This is a genomic window from Stenotrophomonas sp. YJH_SMC_80, from assembly GCF_059372495.1.
The window spans coordinates 297725-315913 of record NZ_JCAFVP010000005.1; the positions used below are offsets into that span (position 1 = coordinate 297725).

The following is an 18189-nucleotide window of genomic DNA, read 5'->3' on the forward strand; positions in this document are numbered from 1 at the left end:
GTGTGGTGCCCCTCTCTCATTGTGAATGCATTCATTTTTTCCGGCCGACCGGGCTGGGGGAGATTCCGGCGCTTTGCCGTTTGACTCCTTACCCGCGTGTTGCGGGTGGAGAGAGAGAACGTATGAAGCATTCGAAGTTGAGCCTGGCCCTGGCCGGGCTGATCGCCGTTGGCGCCATCGCGGCGGCTGATGACGTCATGGCAATGAGTTATCACGTGCAGGGGGATCGCATCTTCCTGAGCGGCGGGGTGACCTACGCCGATGTGGTGTCGTTGCCCGCGTTGCTGGCCAAGGCACAGGCCGAGGGCCGGCCGATCCGCGAAGTGGTGCTGCGCACCTCCAATGGTGGCGCGCTGATCGCCGGCGAGTGGCTGCAGGGCGTGATCCGCACGTCCGGCCTGAACACCATCGTGTCCGGCCACTGCATTTCGTCCTGCTCGATCATGCAGTCCGGTGGCGTCGAACGCTATCTGGCCGGTGATCTGCCGATCGTCGATTCGGTACAGATCCACGCGGCCAGCAACAGCGGCAAAGTGATCTACACGCCGTCGCCGCGGATGACCCAGATCTACACCGGCAACTACGGCGGCGGCATCGATGCCGGGCTGCTGCACAAGGCCATGTATGAAGTCGTGCAGCCCAACGGCCTGCTGGTGTTCCGCGATCCGGCGCGCACCACGGGTGCCTCGGTCACTTTCGATCCTGATGGCAGCGGCAGCAAGCTGGAGTCGTTCCCGGGCCAGGACATCTACAGCAACAGGGTCATCACCGCCAAGGGCTACCGCGACCCGGGCGATACGTTGAATGTCACCGCCAACGTGAGCGGCGACATCAACCCGGGCTACCTGCGCACCGGTCGCCAACTGCAGACCTTCGTCGATGATGACTTCGCGCGCTGGAACACCAACTGGCAGTCCAGCTACATCAACCTGGCGCAGAGCATCTACAACGCCTCCAGCAATGGTCCGCAGGGCATCGGCGCGAACTCGGTACAGGACTACCAGAACGATCCCACATACAAGGCCCTGCTGCTGTCGAAGCTGCGCCTGGGCGACCTGGATGTGTCCACGCTGGACAACTCCATGGGCGTGATCCGCGTGACCAACGGCGCGACATGGCGGACCTCCGCGACCACCGGTGCCGACTTCATGCTGGTCGACAACGGTACCATCGCACTGGAAGGCGGTGCCCTGCGCGCTTCGGAGGTGCGGGTAATGGGCGCAGGCATGCTGGTCGGCAATGGTGACGTGGCCGGCACCGCTATGGATCTCAGTGCGCTGGCCAGCGGTACCCGCCCGTCCTGGCGCGAGGACGGCTTCAACCGCCTGCGCGTGTACGGGACCCTGATGCCGCGCGGCGGCGATCTGGTCACCCATGGCTACGTCAACATCATGCCGGGCGGGAAGGTGCTGTTCGATGTGACCGAGAACGGCGGGGCGGGCAGTGGCCGCCTGCGTGTAGGCAGTTTCTTCGACAGCAAGCAGACCGACGGCGCGCTGGTGATCTCCAAAGGGGCCTTCCTCGAACTGAACGTGGCGCAGGGTTACTACGGCCAGGACTTCCGCCGTGACCTGGTGCAGGGCCCGATCTACCAGGGCGGCTTCGAAGAGGTCGTGCGCCTGGGTGACACCGGCTACAGCGCCAGCATCACCGGCGGCGAAGTGTTCCGCCCGCGCCACAACTCGCTGCTGAGCTTCAACGTGAAGCAGGCCGCTGACGGCCTGTGGCTGACCGCCAACCCGGGTTTCGACCAGCTGGGCCTGTTCACCAACGGCACTTCCGGCGATGGCTTGGGCCGCGCGCTGGCGACTGCTTCCGATCGCAGGGATGGTGGCCTGAAGTCGCTGCTCGGCGCCCTGCAGTTCGCCGACCGTGATGTGATCGCACAGCAGGCCGGTGCCCTGCGCGGTGACGCGCACGCGACCCTGCGCCTGGCCGACAACGCATTGGTGGGCAGCATCGGCAACGTGGTGCAGCAGCACCAGGCCGCGATGCGCAGTGGCGGTGATGCCGACGGTCTGGCCTCGCAGGCCGCGCAATCGGTGTCGGCGCAGCCGGGCATGCGCCACGGCAGCCTGTTCAACCAGCTGGCCATGCATCTGGTCGAGCCGGCGGCGGGTGGCGGTGAAGGCAGTGGCTCTGGTCGCAACCATGGCCTGTGGGCGCGCGGTTTCGCCAGCCACGGCCGCATCGATGCCGACGGTGGCGTGGCAGGCTTGAGCCATAACATCGGCGGCATCGTCGTCGGCGCCGATACCCGCGTTGCCGATGACCGCGTCACCCTGGGCGTCAGCGTGGCAGCGGCGGATATGTCGACCAAGGGCCGCGACGGCTCCGACTTCAGTGGTGACGTGCGCGCGCTGGACGTGGGCGGCTATCTGGACGCGACCTATTCGCGCGGCTATCTGTCGGCGGCGGTGCGCTACACAGACCTGCGTCACGACACCCGCCGCAGCGTCAGCGGTATCGATGGCCTGCAGCAGCCGCTGCGTGCCAAGTACAGCAACGATGCGATCTCCGCGCGGGTGGAGCACGCGTTCTCATTCACCACGGGCAAGGGCCTGGTGATCCAGCCGTTGTTGCCGGTGGTGGACTACGCGCGTATCTCGGCCACGCGCTTCAATGAAGGGCAGGGCGCGGGTGCACTGGTCGGTCGCAGCGGCAGCCTGGAGAGCATCCGCGTGGGCGCCGGCCTGCAGCTGTTCAGGACCTTCGAAGGCAACAACGGCGAGCGCATTACCCCGCGTGCCCGCGTGGTCTGGCAGAAGGAACTGGGCGACTCGCAGGCGCGCTACAGCACCGGCTTCGCCGCCGCTCCGGATCTGGTGTTCGGGGCAAGCAGCCAGGCCGTGGGCGAGCAGGTGCTGGCCTGGAACCTGGGCGTGACCAGCCGCGCCAGCGAACGCCTGTCGATCATGGCCGACTACGTGGGCGAGCGTCGTGACGGGCAGATCCAGAACGGCGTGATGCTGGGGCTGGGTTACAAGTTCTGAGTGGCACAGGGCACCGGCGATTTTCGCATCGCCGGTGCCATCCCCACGGACGCGTGGCTGCGGTATGGTCGGCATGGCATTCCATCCAGGTTCTTCCATGCAGATCGCCGTCTTCAGCGCCCGACCCTACGACCGTCGCTTCCTGGACGAAGCCAACCTGCGTGAGGCGGCGGGGCAGGGTTACACGTTCGTCTACTTCGATGCCGCGCTGGATGTGCATACCGCAGCGCTGGCACAGGACTGCGCCGCGGTCTGCGTGTTCGTCAACGATCGGCTGGATGCGCAGGTGCTGCGCGCGCTGCACGCGTTGGGTGTGCGGGCCGTGCTGCTGCGCTGTGCGGGCTTCAACAATGTGGACCTGGCCGCTGCAAAAGCGCTGGACCTGTTCGTCGCGCGGGTGCCGGCGTACTCGCCCGAAGCCGTGGCCGAGCATGCACTGGCGCTGGTGATGACCCTCAACCGCCAGACCCATCGTGCCTACAACCGCGTGCGCGAGGGCAACTTCATGCTCGATGGCCTGCTTGGACGGACCCTGCATGGCCGCACGGTCGGTATCGTCGGTACCGGCAAGATCGGCCTGGCCACCGCGCGCATCTTCAAGGGTATGGGCTGCACGGTGCTGGGGCACGACCCGTACCCGTCGCCGGCCTTCGCAGGTATCGGCGAGATGGTGGCGCTGGATGAACTGCTGGCGCGCGCTGACATCGTCTCGCTGCACTGCCCGCTGACGCCCGATACCCAGCACCTGATCAATGACGCCTCGCTGGCGCGGATGAAGCCGGGCGCGATGCTGGTCAACACCTCGCGCGGCGGATTGGTGGATACCCATGCAGTGATCCGCGGGCTGAAGTCGCGCCGGCTCGGCCACCTGGCCATCGACGTGTACGAGCAGGAAAGCGCGCTGTTCTTCCAGGACCTGTCCGGCGAGATCATCGACGACGAGGCCTTCCAGCGCCTGATGACCTTCCCCAACGTGCTGGTGACCGGCCACCAGGGCTTCTTCACCGTGGAGGCGCTGCAGGAGATCTCGGCGATCACGCTGGGGAACCTGCAGGATTTCGCGGCTGGGCGGGTGTGTGCCAACCGGGTAGAGGCGGACTGAGCCGGGTGGATTGACCGCCGGGCCGCCCAGCCCGTAAAATCGCGGGCTCCGCCGGAATAGCTCAGTTGGTAGAGCGGCGCATTCGTAATGCGTAGGTCGTAGGTTCGATTCCTATTTCCGGCACCAGTTTCAAGGTTGCAAAAAGCAGTAAAATCAAGGGGTTGGCCGGGTATCCGTCCAGCCCCTTTTTCTTGCCACCCCCAGTCCACCCCGGGAAAAACAGGGATTTCCAGGGATCGTTTTTCCCCACTTTTTCCCCAGCCCATGAACGGAATGCTGCACATCTTGCGCACCATGTTCCCCGACAAGCCGCTCTTGTCGGTCGAAGACGTGGCGCGCGTGCTCAACCGAACGGGGGCCGGCGGCTACGAGCAAACCCGCGAGCAACTGGCGGCCGGCGTCATCGTTCCCGGCCTGCGCAAACTGGGCGGTAGTTGGCTGGTGCCGGTGACCGCGCTCGCCGAGGCGCTCGACGGGCTCACAGACACCGACGCGGCCGGGCAGGCCACCCCAAAGGCCCACCCAGCCCGGCACACGGTCACCCGTGCCAACCCCATCGTGCCGCGCAAGGGGGGGCGGGTTCCTGACCGGGCCAAGCACATGGCACTGGCCGACATGACGTCCCTGGCTTTTGCGTTGGCCACCTTCGATGCAGCGGAGTTTTGGGGCGAGGTGCTGGCCGTGCTGGGGCAGCCCTTGCCGCGCCCTGCGCTGACCGCAACGCCCGCCGACTGCTTCGCCGAGCTTCAGCCCTGGGTGCGGCAGAACGGGCGTTTGGTGGGCCATGTGCAACTGCTGCCCATCGAGGAGCGCGACAGGGCCCTGGCAGAGGGCGAAATCTGGGAGGCCCCCCTGGCCGAGGCGCTGCTGGAGCCTTGGACCAGCGTTGCGGCGCGCGAGCCATTCGATGACGCGATGGAGGCGGCTCAGTCCGCGTTCCAGGCGGCGTGGAGGGAGGTCCGCAACCAAGCCCGTGCTCAAGGCTTGGACGACGGTCTGCCGCCCGCGGCGGACCCAATCACTCGCACGCCGTTCCGCTTCTAAGCATCTACAGTCCCCACCGATCCTAGTGGTTGCCCCGTATGTCGTTTGATTCGAAAGCAAAGACCGAAGCGGCGCTGATCCGTCGCTATGCTGACCGCTACGGGCACGTGGATGACACGTTCGCGGGCGGGTGGGGGGTAACCTGGGGAAAGTTGCTGCGCGCTCTGGACAAAGAGCTGGCCGATGAGAAGAAGCAACGCCAGGAACTGGGGGCTGGCAAGCGGGAGGCGGTGTGGATGGACACATGGACCGCAGCCGAGGCCGCGGGCCTGCTGAACATGACTTACGAAGCCTTCAACGCGTGGGCTCGCAAGGTGGGCGTGGTGGTGGACAAGCCGGGGCAGGCACGCACCCACGCAGCCATATCGTTGGTGGACCTTCTCGACGCCCTCGAGGACGAGAAAACGCGTCCGGCAGGGCGCCCATGGCGGGACGCGAGGGAGCCAGGCCATCTCTTGGGGGCCACGCGAACGTTGCCGGAAGGCTTGGCGACGTTTCGAGAGCAGCTCAATGGCGACCTCCTGCTCACGATTGGGGTCGATGAGCGAGGCGAGCGGGTGGTGGCGTCGGTAAGACCTGGTCAAACCTTGGGCGCGAAGGATCACATTCGGATGTTCTTCCGAGGCAAGAGCATCGCTGAGGTTGATCAACACAACTACTTCAAACTCGAGGTCGAGAAGTGCGGACTGGCCGAAGCGTTCGGCATGCCTTGGGCACAGCCCGCACTGAAAGGCGCGTTGCTCCAATGCCACAAGGACTGGCTGGGTGCCGTTTCCGACTTCATGGCGTGGGAGGAATCCCTGGCCATCAAAGACGCATCGGAAGCCCGGGCTGCATTCGATGCCGAAGAGGACCCGCAGGCCGCGCCAGCCATGGTGCTGAAAGCGCGCGAAGCAGAGCGAATGAAGGACGCGAAGATGGCGCTCACGGCTCGTAACGAAGCAAGGGCGGAACTGCTGGACGTCTCGCTTCCGGCCCCTGCCCCGAGCAGAAAGGGAACGCCCTTTTAGACGGCCCTTCAGGGGCGCAACGCCCCTGTCTCGCCGGCTGCCCGCCGGCTCGGTCGTGGAGAGATAAAAGCGGGGAGGCAGCGGCTTCCGCCGCCGCCCCAGCGTGGCTGGATGAATGAGGATTCAGGTCCAAGAGGGGAGGCCCTCTTAGGGCATCGAAGCGCGCGGATCGTGACTGGAAAATGGAGCCACACCAGCACGGAGACAGTCATGCAACCGCTCATCCTCTCGCTCGACCCCTCGCTCTTGAACCAGTTCTCTAACGTGACCTCGCAGGCCCTCGCGGACGCCCTGGCCGACGTTCTGCCCCACGCGTTGGGCGTGCTTGCCGCCGACACCAGCACGTCGGTCAACGTGCCCAACCGCGACCTGCGGGGCGTGCCCTCCGGCCAGGTGCTCACCCTGCAGCTGGCAACGCTGGACGCCTTCCTCGACGTCCAAGACGCCGCCAACGGCTAAGCCAGCAGCGCAGCGGTAGCCCGGGGCCAGGTCTGGCCCAACCCCTCAACCCTTTTCGCGAAACGCGGCAGACCAGCCGTGCTGGCGGAGCTTTGCCCAAAAACCCCTCAACCCTGGAGATCTCCCATGAACGCTGTTGCTCACCCCTTCGACCCCAGCGCGCTGTCCCTGCCGAAGCAGCGCAAGAACACCTCGGCCCCTCGCGCCACCAAGCTCGCGTCCGCCATGGTCGGTTACGACCGCCTGCCCGCAGCGCAAAGCACGGACACCTGGCTCACCCCGCCGGAGCTCATTTGGGGCAGCCCGAAGGAAGGCTACACTGGCCTGGGGCCCTTCGACCTGGATCCGGCAACGCCCGAGAACGGGATGCCGTGGCCCACCGCGGCTCGGATGCTCAAGCCCAGCGATGACGGCCTGGCGTCGGAATGGCCGGCGGATGCCTTCGTTTTCATGAACCCGCCGTTCGGCCGGGGGCAAGAGGCCTGGATGGAGAAGATGGCCAACCACCCGGGGGGCGGCATCGCCCTGGTGTTTGCGCGAACCGAGACCCGCTGGTTCCAAAGTTTCGTGCTGAACCACCCCGATGTCAGCGCGGTGGTCTTCCAGGAGGGCCGCTTGAAGTTCCACCGGGCCAACGGAGACGTAGGTGACGCGCCCCCTGCTGGCCCTGCGTGGATTGCCTACGGCGAGGAGGGCGCCCGTCGCTTGAAGCGGGCGGTCAGGGAGGGGCAGATCCGCGGATGTTTCCTGGAGCTGGACTTTGCCCGGGTGAGTTCTGGGGTGGGCGCTGACGTGGGGGCGGCCAACGATGAGTAAGGGCACTTCGAAGAAGGCAAAGCCGACCGATCCCCGCAATGAGGCTTATAGGCGGTTGCTGAAGGCCATCCAAGCCATCCCCGGGGATTCGCCCCGGGAAAAGATGCGCAAGTTCACCGCGTTTGCGCTGAAGATTTGCGTGATCAATCAGGCCGAGGAGTTGTTCACCCGGGGATTTGGGCCCTTGGTCGCCTGGTGTGACTTGACGCTGCTTGGGACTGACGTGCAAGGAAGCGAGGATTGGTGCCACGAAGCGGGCCAGGCCTACGGCGGCGCAGTGGAAACCTTCGAGCCGTTCGAATGCATCCTGGGCCGATTGTTTAATGAGTTGGTGTGGTCAGGGAAAAAGAACGACGCTCAACATTTCACCCCTTGGGGCTTGGCGAGGGCGATGAACGCCTTTGCTCAAGCGCCTCAAAAAGACGAGTGGCCCATGGGTGACCCCACCTGCGGAGCCGGCACGCTGTTGCTTGTGAAGCTTCACGAACTGGCCGGGAAGGATTCGAAGGCCCTTCGGGGGCTTACCGTGAAAGCGAACGACCGCGATCCGTTGTGTGCTGCGATGACCGCACTTCAGTTGCTGTCAAACCAGTTGATCTGGCGGATGCCCATCGGGCGCGTGGTGGTCGAGTGCAAAGACATCATCACTCAATACCTGGAAACGCGGGTGGTGTTTTGGTCTCTCACGCGAGATCGGTTCATCGCCATGGATGAGGAGATCCGGCTCGAGAAGGCCAACCGGGTGACGGGCGCTCACATGGGGGCGGCCAACAATGAATGAGGTCACTGCGCTTGTGAAGGCCATCCGCGCCATTCCTTCCACTCCTGGCAAGCCGTGGAATCCGCGGGTTGCATTCGAAACGTTCGTTCAGCACGCACTGATGTCAATGGCACATATCCACGCAGACACCAAGGGTCACCTCGACACCAAAGTCCTTGCTTTTGGACCCTTGAAAAAAAATGTCGAAGAAGCGCCTGAAGTGGTAGCAGCCATCAACGCTTACATCAAAGCGGTCTTCGCAAGCAGGCCGTTTGACGATGTCCTGGGACGGGTCCATGCCGAGCTGCTGGCCAGGAAGGGTGGAGAAGGGCTGGGTCAGTCTTTCACTCCCGGCGATCTTCTCGATCTGGTTCAAGCCCTTGCCACCAGGCATCGGCCTGGTGGGAGCGGAGCCAAGGTCTACGACAGCTGTTGCGGCGCGGGTTCGCTTGCCCTTGCCGCGATCAGGAGTCAACTGAAACACCTTCCAAGCGAAAAAATCCTGGTGCTGGCGGGGGACATCGATCCGTTGTGCGCAGCGATGACGGCTTTGCAGATCCACGCGAATCAAACGTTTCATTTCTTGCCGCTTGGGGCGGTCAAAGTCACGGTGGGGAACGAACTGATCGGTCCCAGGCGCCCCGGGTTTTGGTCCCACTTCCACCTCTACGAGTAGAGGCCGGAGGCCCGCCTTTCCCTCTTCAAGACTCGGCGGCGAGCAGCCGCCGGCTCTTGCTTCAAGCCGCTTTTGCTCTTGTTTTTCCTAACAGTAACAAGCACCTGTTACCCCCTTGTTACCCGTGAAAGCCTTGTCCCATAAGGAGGTAACAAGGGGTAACAGGGTAACGGGTGGATCGCGAGCTCCCGATGGATGTATGCATGGATGTTGTGAGCGGTGAGTGGATTTTTCTTGCGTGGATCTCTTAAACCACTTGTTACCTTGTTACCACCTGTTACCCCCAGTAAACATAAGGGTTTGAAGGGTAACAAGTGGGTAACAAGCACTTGCTACCTCCCAGGCTGATGCTTGAGGTATTTCACACTTTCAAGTGTTTCTGGAGCATCGAAAGCAGAAACGAACATCCGTTGGCGCGAGCCCTTGCCAGTTCCGTAAAGCCTGCTTAGATGGATTTGTGGCCACAACAGGACCACAAATCAAGAAACGGAGCAGGCAGTGAAGACGAAACGCGAAAAGACCGCACGGGATGAGTTGTTGAAGGCCCGGGTCAGCAAAAGTTTTAAGGCGTTGGTGGAGGAGACGGCGGTGGCCCGTGGGCAAACCCCTTCCGAGGCCATGCGTCAGGCGCTTCAAGAGTGGGTGCATCGCCCCAGTCAAGCGGCATAAAAAACCCCGGGTGCGAACCGGGGCGTTTACTACTAGGGATTACAACATGAAGAGTAAGTCGAAGACTGGCCCTGTCAAGGGCGGGGAGGCCAATGGCGACGCCGTTGATCAGGCTCCTAAGAAAAAGGGCAAGGCCTTTGGGGCCGATGTCAATCCCAACGACGCCACGGATGACCTGGGCGTTATTGGGGAAGACCTCTCGTTTGAGCTGGCTTATGCCGACGATATGCGCCGCGCCAACTGTTTCCGCATTGGCGGCAAGATGGACAACGGCGAGATCGATTTTTCGCTGTATCAGTGGGATGAGTCCGAAGGCATCTGGGCCCTGCAAGCCACCCGGGAAGTAGAAGCCCACGCGTTGGACTGGATGCGCAAGCACGCCCCGGAGGACGCCAAGCAGAGCAGCGCGACCAGCTGCGTCAAGACGGCCATTCTCGAAATGATCCGCTTGCCAGGCATGAAGTTGCCTGAAAGCCAGCATCGGGCCATCGTGCCGCTGAAGGGCGGTTACCTGGAGATCCTCAAGGACGCCAACAAGAAGGCCTACATCGAATACCTGCCGGCCGACCCCAAACACGGGATCACTTCCTTGGTCCCAGCGAAGCTCAACCTCGACCAGGTGAGGTCCGGCCGCTACACCCCCAAGCCGTTGGACCCCAAGTCGCGGTGGGCCAAATATCTGGATCGCTTCATGCCTGACATGGCCGTGCGAGGGTTGCTTCAAGAAGCCATGGCGTCGTCGGTCATGCCGATGTGCCTGGAAAAAGCCTTCCTGTTGCTGGGAAGCGGCAGCAACGGCAAGAGCACCTTGCTTCACGTCCTGCGAGCCATCCACCCCAAGAACACTGCGGTCCGCATCGACAAGCTGGATGGGCAGTTCGCCATGGCACCTCTCGCTTCCAAGACTCTTTATCTGGCGACAGAGGCGCCCAAGGTCCTCTCCGATCCCATCCAGCAGGTCTTGAAGGCGCTTATCTCGCGCGATCCCATGTCAGCGGAGAACAAGGGCAAAGATGCCTACACCACGGTGCCGCGCGGCACGCTCTTCCTGGCACTGAACGCCATGTTCTCGGTGACGAGTCACGAACACGGCTTCTGGCGAAAGATTTGCATGATCCCGTTCAATGTGCGCCTGGCCGAGAACGACAAGGACCGCGATCCGGACTTCCACAAGAAGCTGACCGAGGACCCGGCGGAAATGGCCGTGATCATCGACTGGCTGCTGGAGGGGGCCATGCGCCTCATTGAGCGTGGCGGCCTGCCCGAGGAAATGCCCGAGGCCGTCAAAGCGCTGGCCGAGCAGACCCGGCAAGAGACGGACACCACGGCATCTTATTTCGCCGAGCGCATGGTCATCGAAGAAGAAGGCACGTGGACCGACAAGAACGACATCTATGCCGACTACCGCGATTACGTGCTGGAAGAGCTGGGGCGCAAGCCGGTGGGCGCAGAAGAGCTTTGGAAGCGCGTGCGCGAACGGATGCCGGGGCTCCAGCAGAAGCAAAAGAAGGCGACGAAGGGCTCGAAGGCCGAGCGCTGGGTCAACCTGCGCGTGGGGGGATTGAAGCCGCGCCTGGAGGGCGGGGCTCCCCAGGCCATCCCGGACGAGGAGGTTCCGTTGGGTGACCCTCTGAGCAAAGAGGCCATGGAAGCCATCGACCTCCTGTCGGGCGCACCGATGGCTGAAGCCGCGTAGGCCTTTACAACCGGCGACGTTGCGCTATTGCAAAGGGGTATCCAAACCAAAACGGAGCCCCCATGCCATCCCCCAACCACATCCCCGACGACGCGTTCCCCGAATCGGCCATCGGCCCGGCCGATCTGGAGAGTCCAGAGACGCCGGAAGCGGACCCGCAATACTTGCTCGTGCAGAGCGGGTTTGGTCTCCATGTCCGTCTGGGAAAAGACGGCGACCAGGGATTGCGCAGCGAGGACGAAATCGCCGAGCTGGTGCGGCGAGCGTTGTATCACCGCAAGAGTCTGACCCTTCATATCGAGTTCTGACCCGACCCCACCCACAACCACCCGCTTGGAGGCGCAGGAGGTTGAAAAATATTTGAGGCAACCCAGCATGTTCAACTACAGCAAGCACACCGACGAGCGCACCCAGCAAATCCGCGACTATTCGCGGGAACACGGCCAACTTCCTTGGCGAGCAGGGTGGAACGACCCCAACGCGGCGCCAGGCCTCCTGGCCGGTGCTTGGAACCCGACCACTGGGCGCAGCTATCGCGGCATGAACACGATCTCGTTGTTGGCCGAGCGGCTCAATAAGGGCTACGACGATTCGCGCTGGATGACTTACAAGCAAGCGTTGTCGGTGGGTGGACAGGTCCGCAGAGGGGAACGTTCTACCACCATCATTTTTTGGGATTTCTCCAAGGTCTCCAAGGTGGGAGGCGACAGTCCCCAGCCGCAGGAAGGCGAGGGCTTGGAGGACGAGCAGAAGTCCAATCGCCCCATCCCAAGGCCGGGCTTCGTCTTCAACGCGGCGCAGATTGACGGACTGCCGCCCGCGCCCACGCTGGTCATGCCGGAGAGCATTCGCAACATCCGGGTGCGCGAGCTGCTGGAGAGGCACGCACCGAAGGTCCACCACGACGGCGGCAACCGGGCGTTCTACATGCCACTCACCGATAGCATCCATCTCCCGAAGCGATCTGCCTTTGAAGATGAGCAGACCTTTGTGGCGACCCTGATGCATGAGCTCTCCCATTGGACCGGAAGCCAGCAGCGTTTGGCGCGGGATCTGACCGGCAAGTTCGGCAGCGAGAGCTATGCGCGCGAGGAGTTGGTGGCGGAGTTGAGCTCGGTCCTGATCCAGGACCGCCTTGGGGTCTCACCGGGAAAGGCCCACTTCGAGAATCACGTGGCCTATCTTCAGCACTGGGAAAAGCTGCTCAAGGACGACAGCAAGGCGCTGTTCCGGGCCGCGGCCCAGGCGGAGCGGGTCGTTGGCTTCCTAGGCATTCCCGAATACGAATACCCCATGTTGCCGGTCATCCGCAGAGAGCATGAATCAGGTCACGGTCAGGATGCGCGGAAGACTGAAACCGGCCGAAGGTCTCCATCGCGACGCAAGGAACGCCAGGTTGCTTAACGCAGGTGGGGGGTTGACCTTTTAAGGTTTCGAGTTAGAAATGAATGTGTCGGGGGAAGTCCCGGCTGTGGTCCGATTCCCCTGCTTCTAACTAATAACTTTTGACGGGTGAGCAGTTAGGGGGTGGTGGGGTGGTTATCCTTGCTGTTTTGGTGGTTTCCGGTGGTTGCTGTCGCCGGGGTGGAAAGAATGCTTAGTTAACCGACCTCAGAAATCACTAACTAGGCGCCATGTTTTTTCTTGAGCTTCTTGCGCTGGATTGAGAGGGGTGGCGAAAGCCACCCCTTTTCTCTTTGCAGCCCCTTGCGCATCCCCCTTTCTTTGTTAAGACATGGGTATCACTCATCAAGCGGAGGAACCATGGCTGGCAACGTCTTTTCAAATCTACTTCGACCCTTCATCCGTCAAAAGGACACGGAACTTCCAGGCGTGGCTCCTTCTGAGCCGCCTGAACCCCCGGTCCGGGAGCGCTTGGACGATTCAAGCCAGCGGCCAGTGGCTTCAGCGGAGCCGGCAACCCTTTCGCCCGTTGAGGGCCCTCAAAGTGTGCCCTTCAACGATGAGGCAACGGATCGGTTGGGGAGCACTCTGGCCTTTGCTGGTCTGAAGACGAAGGGTCGCTTCGAGGACGAGGTGAGGCAGGCCATCGAAGACGGCGCCGATGTGAAAGGGTATCGCGACTCGCGCGGCGATTCCGCCTTGCATGAATGTCAGGAACCGTGGCAGATGGAGCTGCTCATCTCGGCTGGGGCGGATGTTCACGCGTTGGACAAACAAGGGCGTTCGCCTTTTGATCGCCTGTTGAGCACCTACCAAAGGGAACCCGCTTGGTCCGAAAAACCTACTGCGGAAGGTTTGGCGTTGTTGGCGAAGGCCGGAGCGGATGTCAATGCCCTGAGCCAAGGGCAATCCGCTCTGCATGTCGCTGCGAAGCGAGGGCTTGACGGCGACATCCACATGCTTGTCGATGCCGGCGCCGACGTGAATCTGCGGGCGGACGGGGGAGACACCCCGCTCCACCTGGCCAGCGATCTAGGCGTTGTGCTGCGCTTGCTGGATGCCAAGGCCGATCCCTCCCTGCTGAACTCCAGTGGCGAGCCAGCGCTCAAACATGATCCGGTGCTTTATCGAGAAAACGCTCGGAACCACCGAGACGATTTTTCGCCGCGTGAGCGCGTCGATGCGGCGACCGACCCGATTTTCCTGGCCGAAACGCCCAGCGAGCTTGTCGCTGCGTTGGGGCAGGGCGGCAGTGTGAGGGACACCGATGCGCTGGGCCGAACCCCGCTTCATTACGTCAAAACGGGGGAGATGGTGCAGGCGTTGGTGTTGGCCGGCGCCCAGGTTGACGCAAAAGACATGGAGGGAAACATTCCTGCTCACACCGCGGACGAGCGCGCCATGAAAGAGTTGGTCGATGGGGTGGGGCGAGGCGTTCCCCAGCACCACGTAGAGAACGACAGGGGGGAAACCCCTTATGCGACCCGCGATTACTACCACGAGGATCGGTATTGGGATGCCGAAGCGGAAGAGCAGGCCGCGGAAAAGGCGGAGGAGACGAAGGAGGAGCAAGACCGCGTGCTCAACATTGTGGCCCTCGTTGAGGCCGGCGACGCCAAACGTCTGCTGGAGCAGGTGGATCCCAACGAAGAACTGGTCAGTCGGAACCGAACGTTCAACATCGACGGAGACGAGGGCTGGGCCTACAACAACTATGCCGGCTACAGCGTCCTCCATGAAGCGGCGAAGCAGGGGAAAACGGAACTCTGCCGAGAACTGGTGTTCGCAGGGGCGGACTGGGACAAGGGGTGTAAGCTCGTCGGCGAGCAAGGCTTTGACAACCATGTCAACGGCTTTCGAAACGAGCCTCGTATGAAGCCCATCGATTTTGCGAGCAACCGAGAGACCAAGGCGTTCTTGAACAACGCTGAGAACGAGCTGCGAGCCCACAACCGATCCAAGCTCTTGGACGAGCTTCTTCCCGCTGCCAACGCTTGGAAGCCACCGGAAGGCGGGTTTGGGGCCGACGCCCAACGCCAGGTCGGTGCGGCCATGAAGGCCCATGGGCAGGATGGCCAAACCCAGGAGGTCCCTCGCTTGCGAGCGCGCTTCTAAGGCCAAGGGAAAGGGCGGCGAAGGCCGCCTTTTCTTTTCCAGATCCCCTTGCGCAAACCAAACCTTTTGTTATGGGTAGTGCAACCCATTCAAAAAAAGGAGGCCTCATGCGCGTTTTGGTTCTTTCTCTGGCCCTTGTCGGCCTGCTCCCCCTGACGGCCTCCGCTGCGGACAACGGTTCCGCCCATCGTTACGGCACCAGTGAAACCTTGAGTGTTCAGAACGCCCGCCTGGGCGAGGTGCTCATGGTTCGCAGCGTGGACATCAAATCCGACAAGCGCCTCAACGCCGGTTCCGCAATCGGCGCCGCCGTGGGTTATGCGTCCGTGCGAGAGGTGAACAAAAACTATCGAAACGCTTCCCGGATTGCGGCCGGGACCATCGGCGGGGTGGCCGGCACGGCGGTTCAGAACGGCTTGAGCAAGCGCAAGCGCAAGGGCGTGGAGGTGTATGTCCGCGACCTGGAGAGCGGCAAGGTGATTGCCATCGTCCAGGCAGACGACTTGCTGATCCGCGCCGGCGACAAGGTGTTCTTGACCGGCCGGGGTTCCAAAAGCCGCGTTGTGCCGATTGAAGGGCAGCGCTGATGAAGTGGAACGCATTTCCTCGTAAGCGCTCCGCTGCCTCATTGACCGTCGAAGACTTCAAGCAATGCGGGCATCTAGTCCTGGATGGCATGGACTGCTCCCCTGCGCAACCTCGCGAGCTGCATCACCTGCCAATGGCATGGAATCTCAAGCCCAGCCAGTGGGGCCAACCTCTCACCTTCCAGGCACGCCCGCTGAAGAGTCGCGCGGGAGGCCGCCTATGGTGAGCGCATTTCTTCTGCTGACCCTGCTTGGCCTCATGGTCCTGGTCCCGCTCTGGACGTTCAAGCGCTTTGGCGACGCCAAGGCAGCATGGCAACGGGTGAGGGGCGGTGAGCGAGACGCTCGCACGCACGGCCGCTTCGTGATCCATGGCGGACTGTTTGGGGTTGGGATGGTGGTTATCAGCGCGTTCTTGGCCCAAGCCACCTTCAGCATCTGGCACCAGGTCGCCACCGGGGGAGGCCTGTTTGTCCTCGGCACGGTCGTGGTGCTCTGCCTGCTGGCGCTTGTTTGCCGCAAGGGAAGGTCGCGCGAATGAGTGCGTTGACGATGCTGGTCCTTTCCGTGCTGGTCCTTGCCGTGTTTCTTTGCTCGGCGGCGTTTCTCTCTTCTATGGCCGCGTTGACTTACCCGACTGTAAAGCAATCGCTGGCCCTTTTCTGGGCTGGGAGGCGCGGCGCTTGGCTCTACCTGGAGTTAGCGATTTTTGGTGGGATCTTCGCGGGTTGCGTCCTCACGCTCGCATTCGGGGCGGTAATCATGGCCCTCAACATTTCCAGCGCTGAGGACGCCGCTCTATACGCGGCCACCTTGCTTAGCGCGGGGCTGGGCTACTGGGTGGGCCGATGACACGCGAGCCGTCCACCTTGTTTGCCCCAGACGTTCTTCCCGGGCCTGACGGCATCGAGCTGCTCCCCATGCCTGCGGAGATCCAAGCCATCTACGACGCTGCCCAGTGCAACACGCCTTTAAGCAAGGACGTGGACGACGCCCTGGCCGCGCACCGCAACGCACACGGCGAAGCGGAGCAAATCGAGCACGCTCAGCGTGTGGATCCTGCGGATGCCATGCCCTCGGAGCGCTACCGGGCTTATGTGAGCCAACGCCGCTATGCGGTCCGCGCCTGCATTCAGGCCGGCATGGCACGAAAGGACATCGCAAGGTTCCTCGGGGTGGCTGTTTACACCGTGCAGAAAGATGCTCAAGCCCTTGGACTGCGGTTGCCGGTCTGCCAACGACAACCGAGGAGCATTGCAGGGCACTCGGTTGAGGAAGTGCTGAGCCTGCTCCACGAACTGGGCACCCGCACCCGTGTGGCGGCTCGGATCGGCGTCACGCAGCAAGCGGTTAGCCTGTTTTGCAAGAAATACGAACTGGACATGCCGCAAAACGGAAAGAAGGCGGTTGTTCTGGCTCGGCGCAAAGAGGTGCGCCGGTTGAGCGAGGCCGGCCTATCGGTGTCTGAAATGGCGCAACAGTTGGCCGTGCCATACGCATGCATAACGGCCGACCGCCAAGCGCTGAAGCTGCCGCGTGTGCGTCTGCCGGCAGAGAAAATGACCCTCTTGGGCTTGAGTCGAGCAGAGATAGAGGCCCTTCTTGCTCGATTCCAGACCATCAAGGCAGTGGCTTTGCATCTCGGAACCAGTGGGGCGCATGTGTCCTCTTACATGAAGAGAGCCGGCCTCAAAGCGCCACGGGACGGGCGATGCCGCCAGGCCACTACACCATCGACCGACCGCAAACCGCTGAAGCTTCCGGGCATGCGTAAACCGGCGGAGAAAATGACCCTCTCGGGCTTGAGTCGAGCAGAGGTCGAGATCCTGCTCGCCCGATTCCAGACGGCCAACGCTGTGGCTCTGCATCTTGGGGTCAGCGCGTCGTCTATATCTGTTTACATGAAAAGAGCAGGTCTCAAAGCGCCGCGCGATGGGCGACGTCGTCAGGCCACTCCATCATGATTCCACGCAAAGGCTTCCTCGGCGGCCGCTCCCCGGCCCAGGTTCAATCCTGGCTGGACGAAGGGGTGAGCCAGCGCGCCCTGGCCCAACGCCTGGGCGTCACCCACCAAGCCGTGAACCGCTTTGTCCGGCGGCACCGCCTGGCCGGCTCCGGACGGCAGGCGTTCCGGGACCGCCAAGCCCGCGAGCTCGCTGAGCGTCGCCAGCAGGTGCAGCGGCTGGTCCGAGCCGGGCTGACCTCGGCCGAGGTGGCCCAGCGCTTGGGCTTGTCGCCGGCCACCATCGGCCTGGACCGCCGAGCCCTTCGCTTGGGGCGTGTCCTGAAAGGGCCGGAGCAGCGCAGCTTGCAGGGGCTGGGCCTGGACCAGGTTCGGGCTCGCTTAAAGGAGGTCAGCCGGGCTCAGTTAGCGCGGGAGCTTGGGGTGAGCAGTTCGGCGGTCTACCGCTTCTGCCGCCAGGCCGACCTGCATGCTCGACTGGACCGAAACCGCGCCGCTAGTGCCTGTTCTAACTCCGTTACGGCCCGAAAGCTTAGGAGCAAGTAGGACGCCGCCAAGTCAGCGGCTGAGGGGATGCTCTCCGAGTGTGAGGCACTGGCCCACTCGGCTATCGCTGGCCGATAATATCAATCCAGAGGCAGCGCTCCCGCTTCCCCTGCAATCTGCGCCACCCCGTGGCGACACCAACAGAAGCGCGAATGAACGCCGTAGAGATCGAAGAAGCCCTATCAGCCTTGGCCATCGAGTCTTTCGATGGGTTCTACCCCGAAATCACGGACGGTTGTAAAAGGGCTGAGAACTTCTGGTCTTGCCTGGCGACCCTTCGTCGCATCCTCGGGTTGTGGAACCGCTCGATGTATTCGAACACATCCGCCCTCGCGGCATCGAGCGTTGG

Annotated in this window: 18 protein-coding genes, 1 tRNA gene and 1 pseudogene; 19 read left to right on the forward strand and 1 reads right to left on the reverse strand. The window is 62.8% G+C overall.

The window, feature by feature from the left end:
* Positions 1–122 precede the first annotated feature (122 nt).
* The 19 genes from AC5P99_RS11785 to AC5P99_RS11875 all read left to right on the forward strand — a co-directional run bounded on the left by AC5P99_RS11785 (position 123) and on the right by AC5P99_RS11875 (position 17840).
* A complete protein-coding gene (locus AC5P99_RS11785; protein ID WP_495213185.1) occupies positions 123–2993 on the forward strand; it encodes an autotransporter domain-containing protein in 2871 nt (956 codons plus the stop codon).
* A 97-nt stretch (positions 2994–3090) separates the two neighbouring features.
* Entirely contained in the window at positions 3091–4095 is a 1005-nt protein-coding gene (locus AC5P99_RS11790) for a 2-hydroxyacid dehydrogenase (protein ID WP_012479515.1), read from the forward strand.
* Positions 4096–4145: 50 nt separating this feature from the next.
* Positions 4146–4221, forward strand: a tRNA-Thr gene (locus AC5P99_RS11795).
* A gap of 138 nt (positions 4222–4359) precedes the next feature.
* Positions 4360–5139, forward strand: coding sequence for a hypothetical protein (locus AC5P99_RS11800; protein ID WP_130519109.1), 780 nt, complete (start codon positions 4360–4362; stop codon positions 5137–5139).
* A 38-nt stretch (positions 5140–5177) separates the two neighbouring features.
* The gene (locus tag AC5P99_RS11805; RefSeq protein ID WP_024957509.1) at positions 5178–6149 is read left to right on the forward strand and encodes a hypothetical protein; all 972 of its coding nucleotides are present in this window, start codon (positions 5178–5180) and stop codon (positions 6147–6149) included.
* A 210-nt stretch (positions 6150–6359) separates the two neighbouring features.
* On the forward strand, positions 6360–6608 hold the full coding sequence (locus tag AC5P99_RS11810; RefSeq protein ID WP_024957510.1) for a hypothetical protein: 249 nt from the start codon (positions 6360–6362) through the stop codon (positions 6606–6608).
* 126 nt (positions 6609–6734) lie between these two features.
* On the forward strand, positions 6735–7424 hold the full coding sequence (locus tag AC5P99_RS11815) for a DNA N-6-adenine-methyltransferase (RefSeq protein WP_447377079.1): 690 nt from the start codon (positions 6735–6737) through the stop codon (positions 7422–7424).
* A complete protein-coding gene (locus tag AC5P99_RS11820; RefSeq protein ID WP_242881240.1) occupies positions 7417–8205 on the forward strand; it encodes a DNA methyltransferase family protein in 789 nt (262 codons plus the stop codon). Before AC5P99_RS11815 ends, AC5P99_RS11820 begins: the two co-directional genes overlap by 8 nt.
* A complete protein-coding gene (locus tag AC5P99_RS11825) occupies positions 8198–8860 on the forward strand; it encodes an N-6 DNA methylase (RefSeq protein WP_031421652.1) in 663 nt (220 codons plus the stop codon). Before AC5P99_RS11820 ends, AC5P99_RS11825 begins: the two co-directional genes overlap by 8 nt.
* A gap of 498 nt (positions 8861–9358) precedes the next feature.
* Positions 9359–9529, forward strand: a complete 171-nt coding sequence (locus AC5P99_RS11830) for a ribbon-helix-helix protein, CopG family (protein WP_140222693.1) — start codon at positions 9359–9361, stop codon at positions 9527–9529.
* A 46-nt stretch (positions 9530–9575) separates the two neighbouring features.
* Positions 9576–11225: a DNA primase family protein gene (locus AC5P99_RS11835; protein ID WP_480984727.1), complete on the forward strand. Its 1650-nt coding sequence runs from the start codon at positions 9576–9578 to the stop codon at positions 11223–11225.
* Positions 11226–11287: 62 nt separating this feature from the next.
* Positions 11288–11533, forward strand: a complete 246-nt coding sequence (locus AC5P99_RS11840) for a hypothetical protein (protein ID WP_099595987.1) — start codon at positions 11288–11290, stop codon at positions 11531–11533.
* A 67-nt stretch (positions 11534–11600) separates the two neighbouring features.
* A complete protein-coding gene (locus AC5P99_RS11845) occupies positions 11601–12629 on the forward strand; it encodes an ArdC family protein (protein WP_149500834.1) in 1029 nt (342 codons plus the stop codon).
* Between the two features lie 360 nt (positions 12630–12989).
* Entirely contained in the window at positions 12990–14744 is a 1755-nt protein-coding gene (locus AC5P99_RS11850) for an ankyrin repeat domain-containing protein (RefSeq protein WP_114618572.1), read from the forward strand.
* 107 nt (positions 14745–14851) lie between these two features.
* Positions 14852–15331, forward strand: coding sequence for an outer membrane lipoprotein (locus tag AC5P99_RS11855; RefSeq protein ID WP_114618573.1), 480 nt, complete (start codon positions 14852–14854; stop codon positions 15329–15331).
* 223 nt (positions 15332–15554) lie between these two features.
* Entirely contained in the window at positions 15555–15872 is a 318-nt protein-coding gene (locus AC5P99_RS11860; protein WP_197599486.1) for a hypothetical protein, read from the forward strand.
* Positions 15869–16183: a hypothetical protein gene (locus AC5P99_RS11865; RefSeq protein WP_040234037.1), complete on the forward strand. Its 315-nt coding sequence runs from the start codon at positions 15869–15871 to the stop codon at positions 16181–16183. The genes AC5P99_RS11860 and AC5P99_RS11865 overlap by 4 nt, the downstream gene beginning before the upstream one ends.
* Before the next feature lie 68 nt (positions 16184–16251).
* Positions 16252–17295, forward strand: a complete 1044-nt coding sequence (locus AC5P99_RS11870) for a hypothetical protein (RefSeq protein WP_480984728.1) — start codon at positions 16252–16254, stop codon at positions 17293–17295.
* Entirely contained in the window at positions 17292–17840 is a 549-nt protein-coding gene (locus tag AC5P99_RS11875; protein ID WP_241889220.1) for a hypothetical protein, read from the forward strand. The genes AC5P99_RS11870 and AC5P99_RS11875 overlap by 4 nt, the downstream gene beginning before the upstream one ends.
* Before the next feature lie 214 nt (positions 17841–18054).
* Here AC5P99_RS11875 and AC5P99_RS11880 read toward each other — a convergent pair.
* Positions 18055–18189, reverse strand: a pseudogene (locus AC5P99_RS11880) (IS3 family transposase); the annotation flags it as partial.

Bases quoted from the DNA above. Each gene is read 5' to 3' on its own strand.
- AC5P99_RS11785 (WP_495213185.1), top strand. From the start codon at position 123: ATGAAGCATTCGAAGTTGAGCCTGGCCCTGGCCGGGCTGATCGCCGTT.
- AC5P99_RS11790 (WP_012479515.1), top strand. From the start codon at position 3,091: ATGCAGATCGCCGTCTTCAGCGCCCGACCCTACGACCGTCGCTTCCTG.
- AC5P99_RS11800 (WP_130519109.1), top strand. From the start codon at position 4,360: ATGAACGGAATGCTGCACATCTTGCGCACCATGTTCCCCGACAAGCCG.
- AC5P99_RS11805 (WP_024957509.1), top strand. From the start codon at position 5,178: ATGTCGTTTGATTCGAAAGCAAAGACCGAAGCGGCGCTGATCCGTCGC.
- AC5P99_RS11810 (WP_024957510.1), top strand. From the start codon at position 6,360: ATGCAACCGCTCATCCTCTCGCTCGACCCCTCGCTCTTGAACCAGTTC.
- AC5P99_RS11815 (WP_447377079.1), top strand. From the start codon at position 6,735: ATGAACGCTGTTGCTCACCCCTTCGACCCCAGCGCGCTGTCCCTGCCG.
- AC5P99_RS11820 (WP_242881240.1), top strand. From the start codon at position 7,417: ATGAGTAAGGGCACTTCGAAGAAGGCAAAGCCGACCGATCCCCGCAAT.
- AC5P99_RS11825 (WP_031421652.1), top strand. From the start codon at position 8,198: ATGAATGAGGTCACTGCGCTTGTGAAGGCCATCCGCGCCATTCCTTCC.
- AC5P99_RS11835 (WP_480984727.1), top strand. From the start codon at position 9,576: ATGAAGAGTAAGTCGAAGACTGGCCCTGTCAAGGGCGGGGAGGCCAAT.
- AC5P99_RS11840 (WP_099595987.1), top strand. From the start codon at position 11,288: ATGCCATCCCCCAACCACATCCCCGACGACGCGTTCCCCGAATCGGCC.
- AC5P99_RS11845 (WP_149500834.1), top strand. From the start codon at position 11,601: ATGTTCAACTACAGCAAGCACACCGACGAGCGCACCCAGCAAATCCGC.
- AC5P99_RS11850 (WP_114618572.1), top strand. From the start codon at position 12,990: ATGGCTGGCAACGTCTTTTCAAATCTACTTCGACCCTTCATCCGTCAA.
- AC5P99_RS11855 (WP_114618573.1), top strand. From the start codon at position 14,852: ATGCGCGTTTTGGTTCTTTCTCTGGCCCTTGTCGGCCTGCTCCCCCTG.
- AC5P99_RS11865 (WP_040234037.1), top strand. From the start codon at position 15,869: ATGAGTGCGTTGACGATGCTGGTCCTTTCCGTGCTGGTCCTTGCCGTG.
- AC5P99_RS11870 (WP_480984728.1), top strand. From the start codon at position 16,252: ATGCCTGCGGAGATCCAAGCCATCTACGACGCTGCCCAGTGCAACACG.
- AC5P99_RS11875 (WP_241889220.1), top strand. From the start codon at position 17,292: ATGATTCCACGCAAAGGCTTCCTCGGCGGCCGCTCCCCGGCCCAGGTT.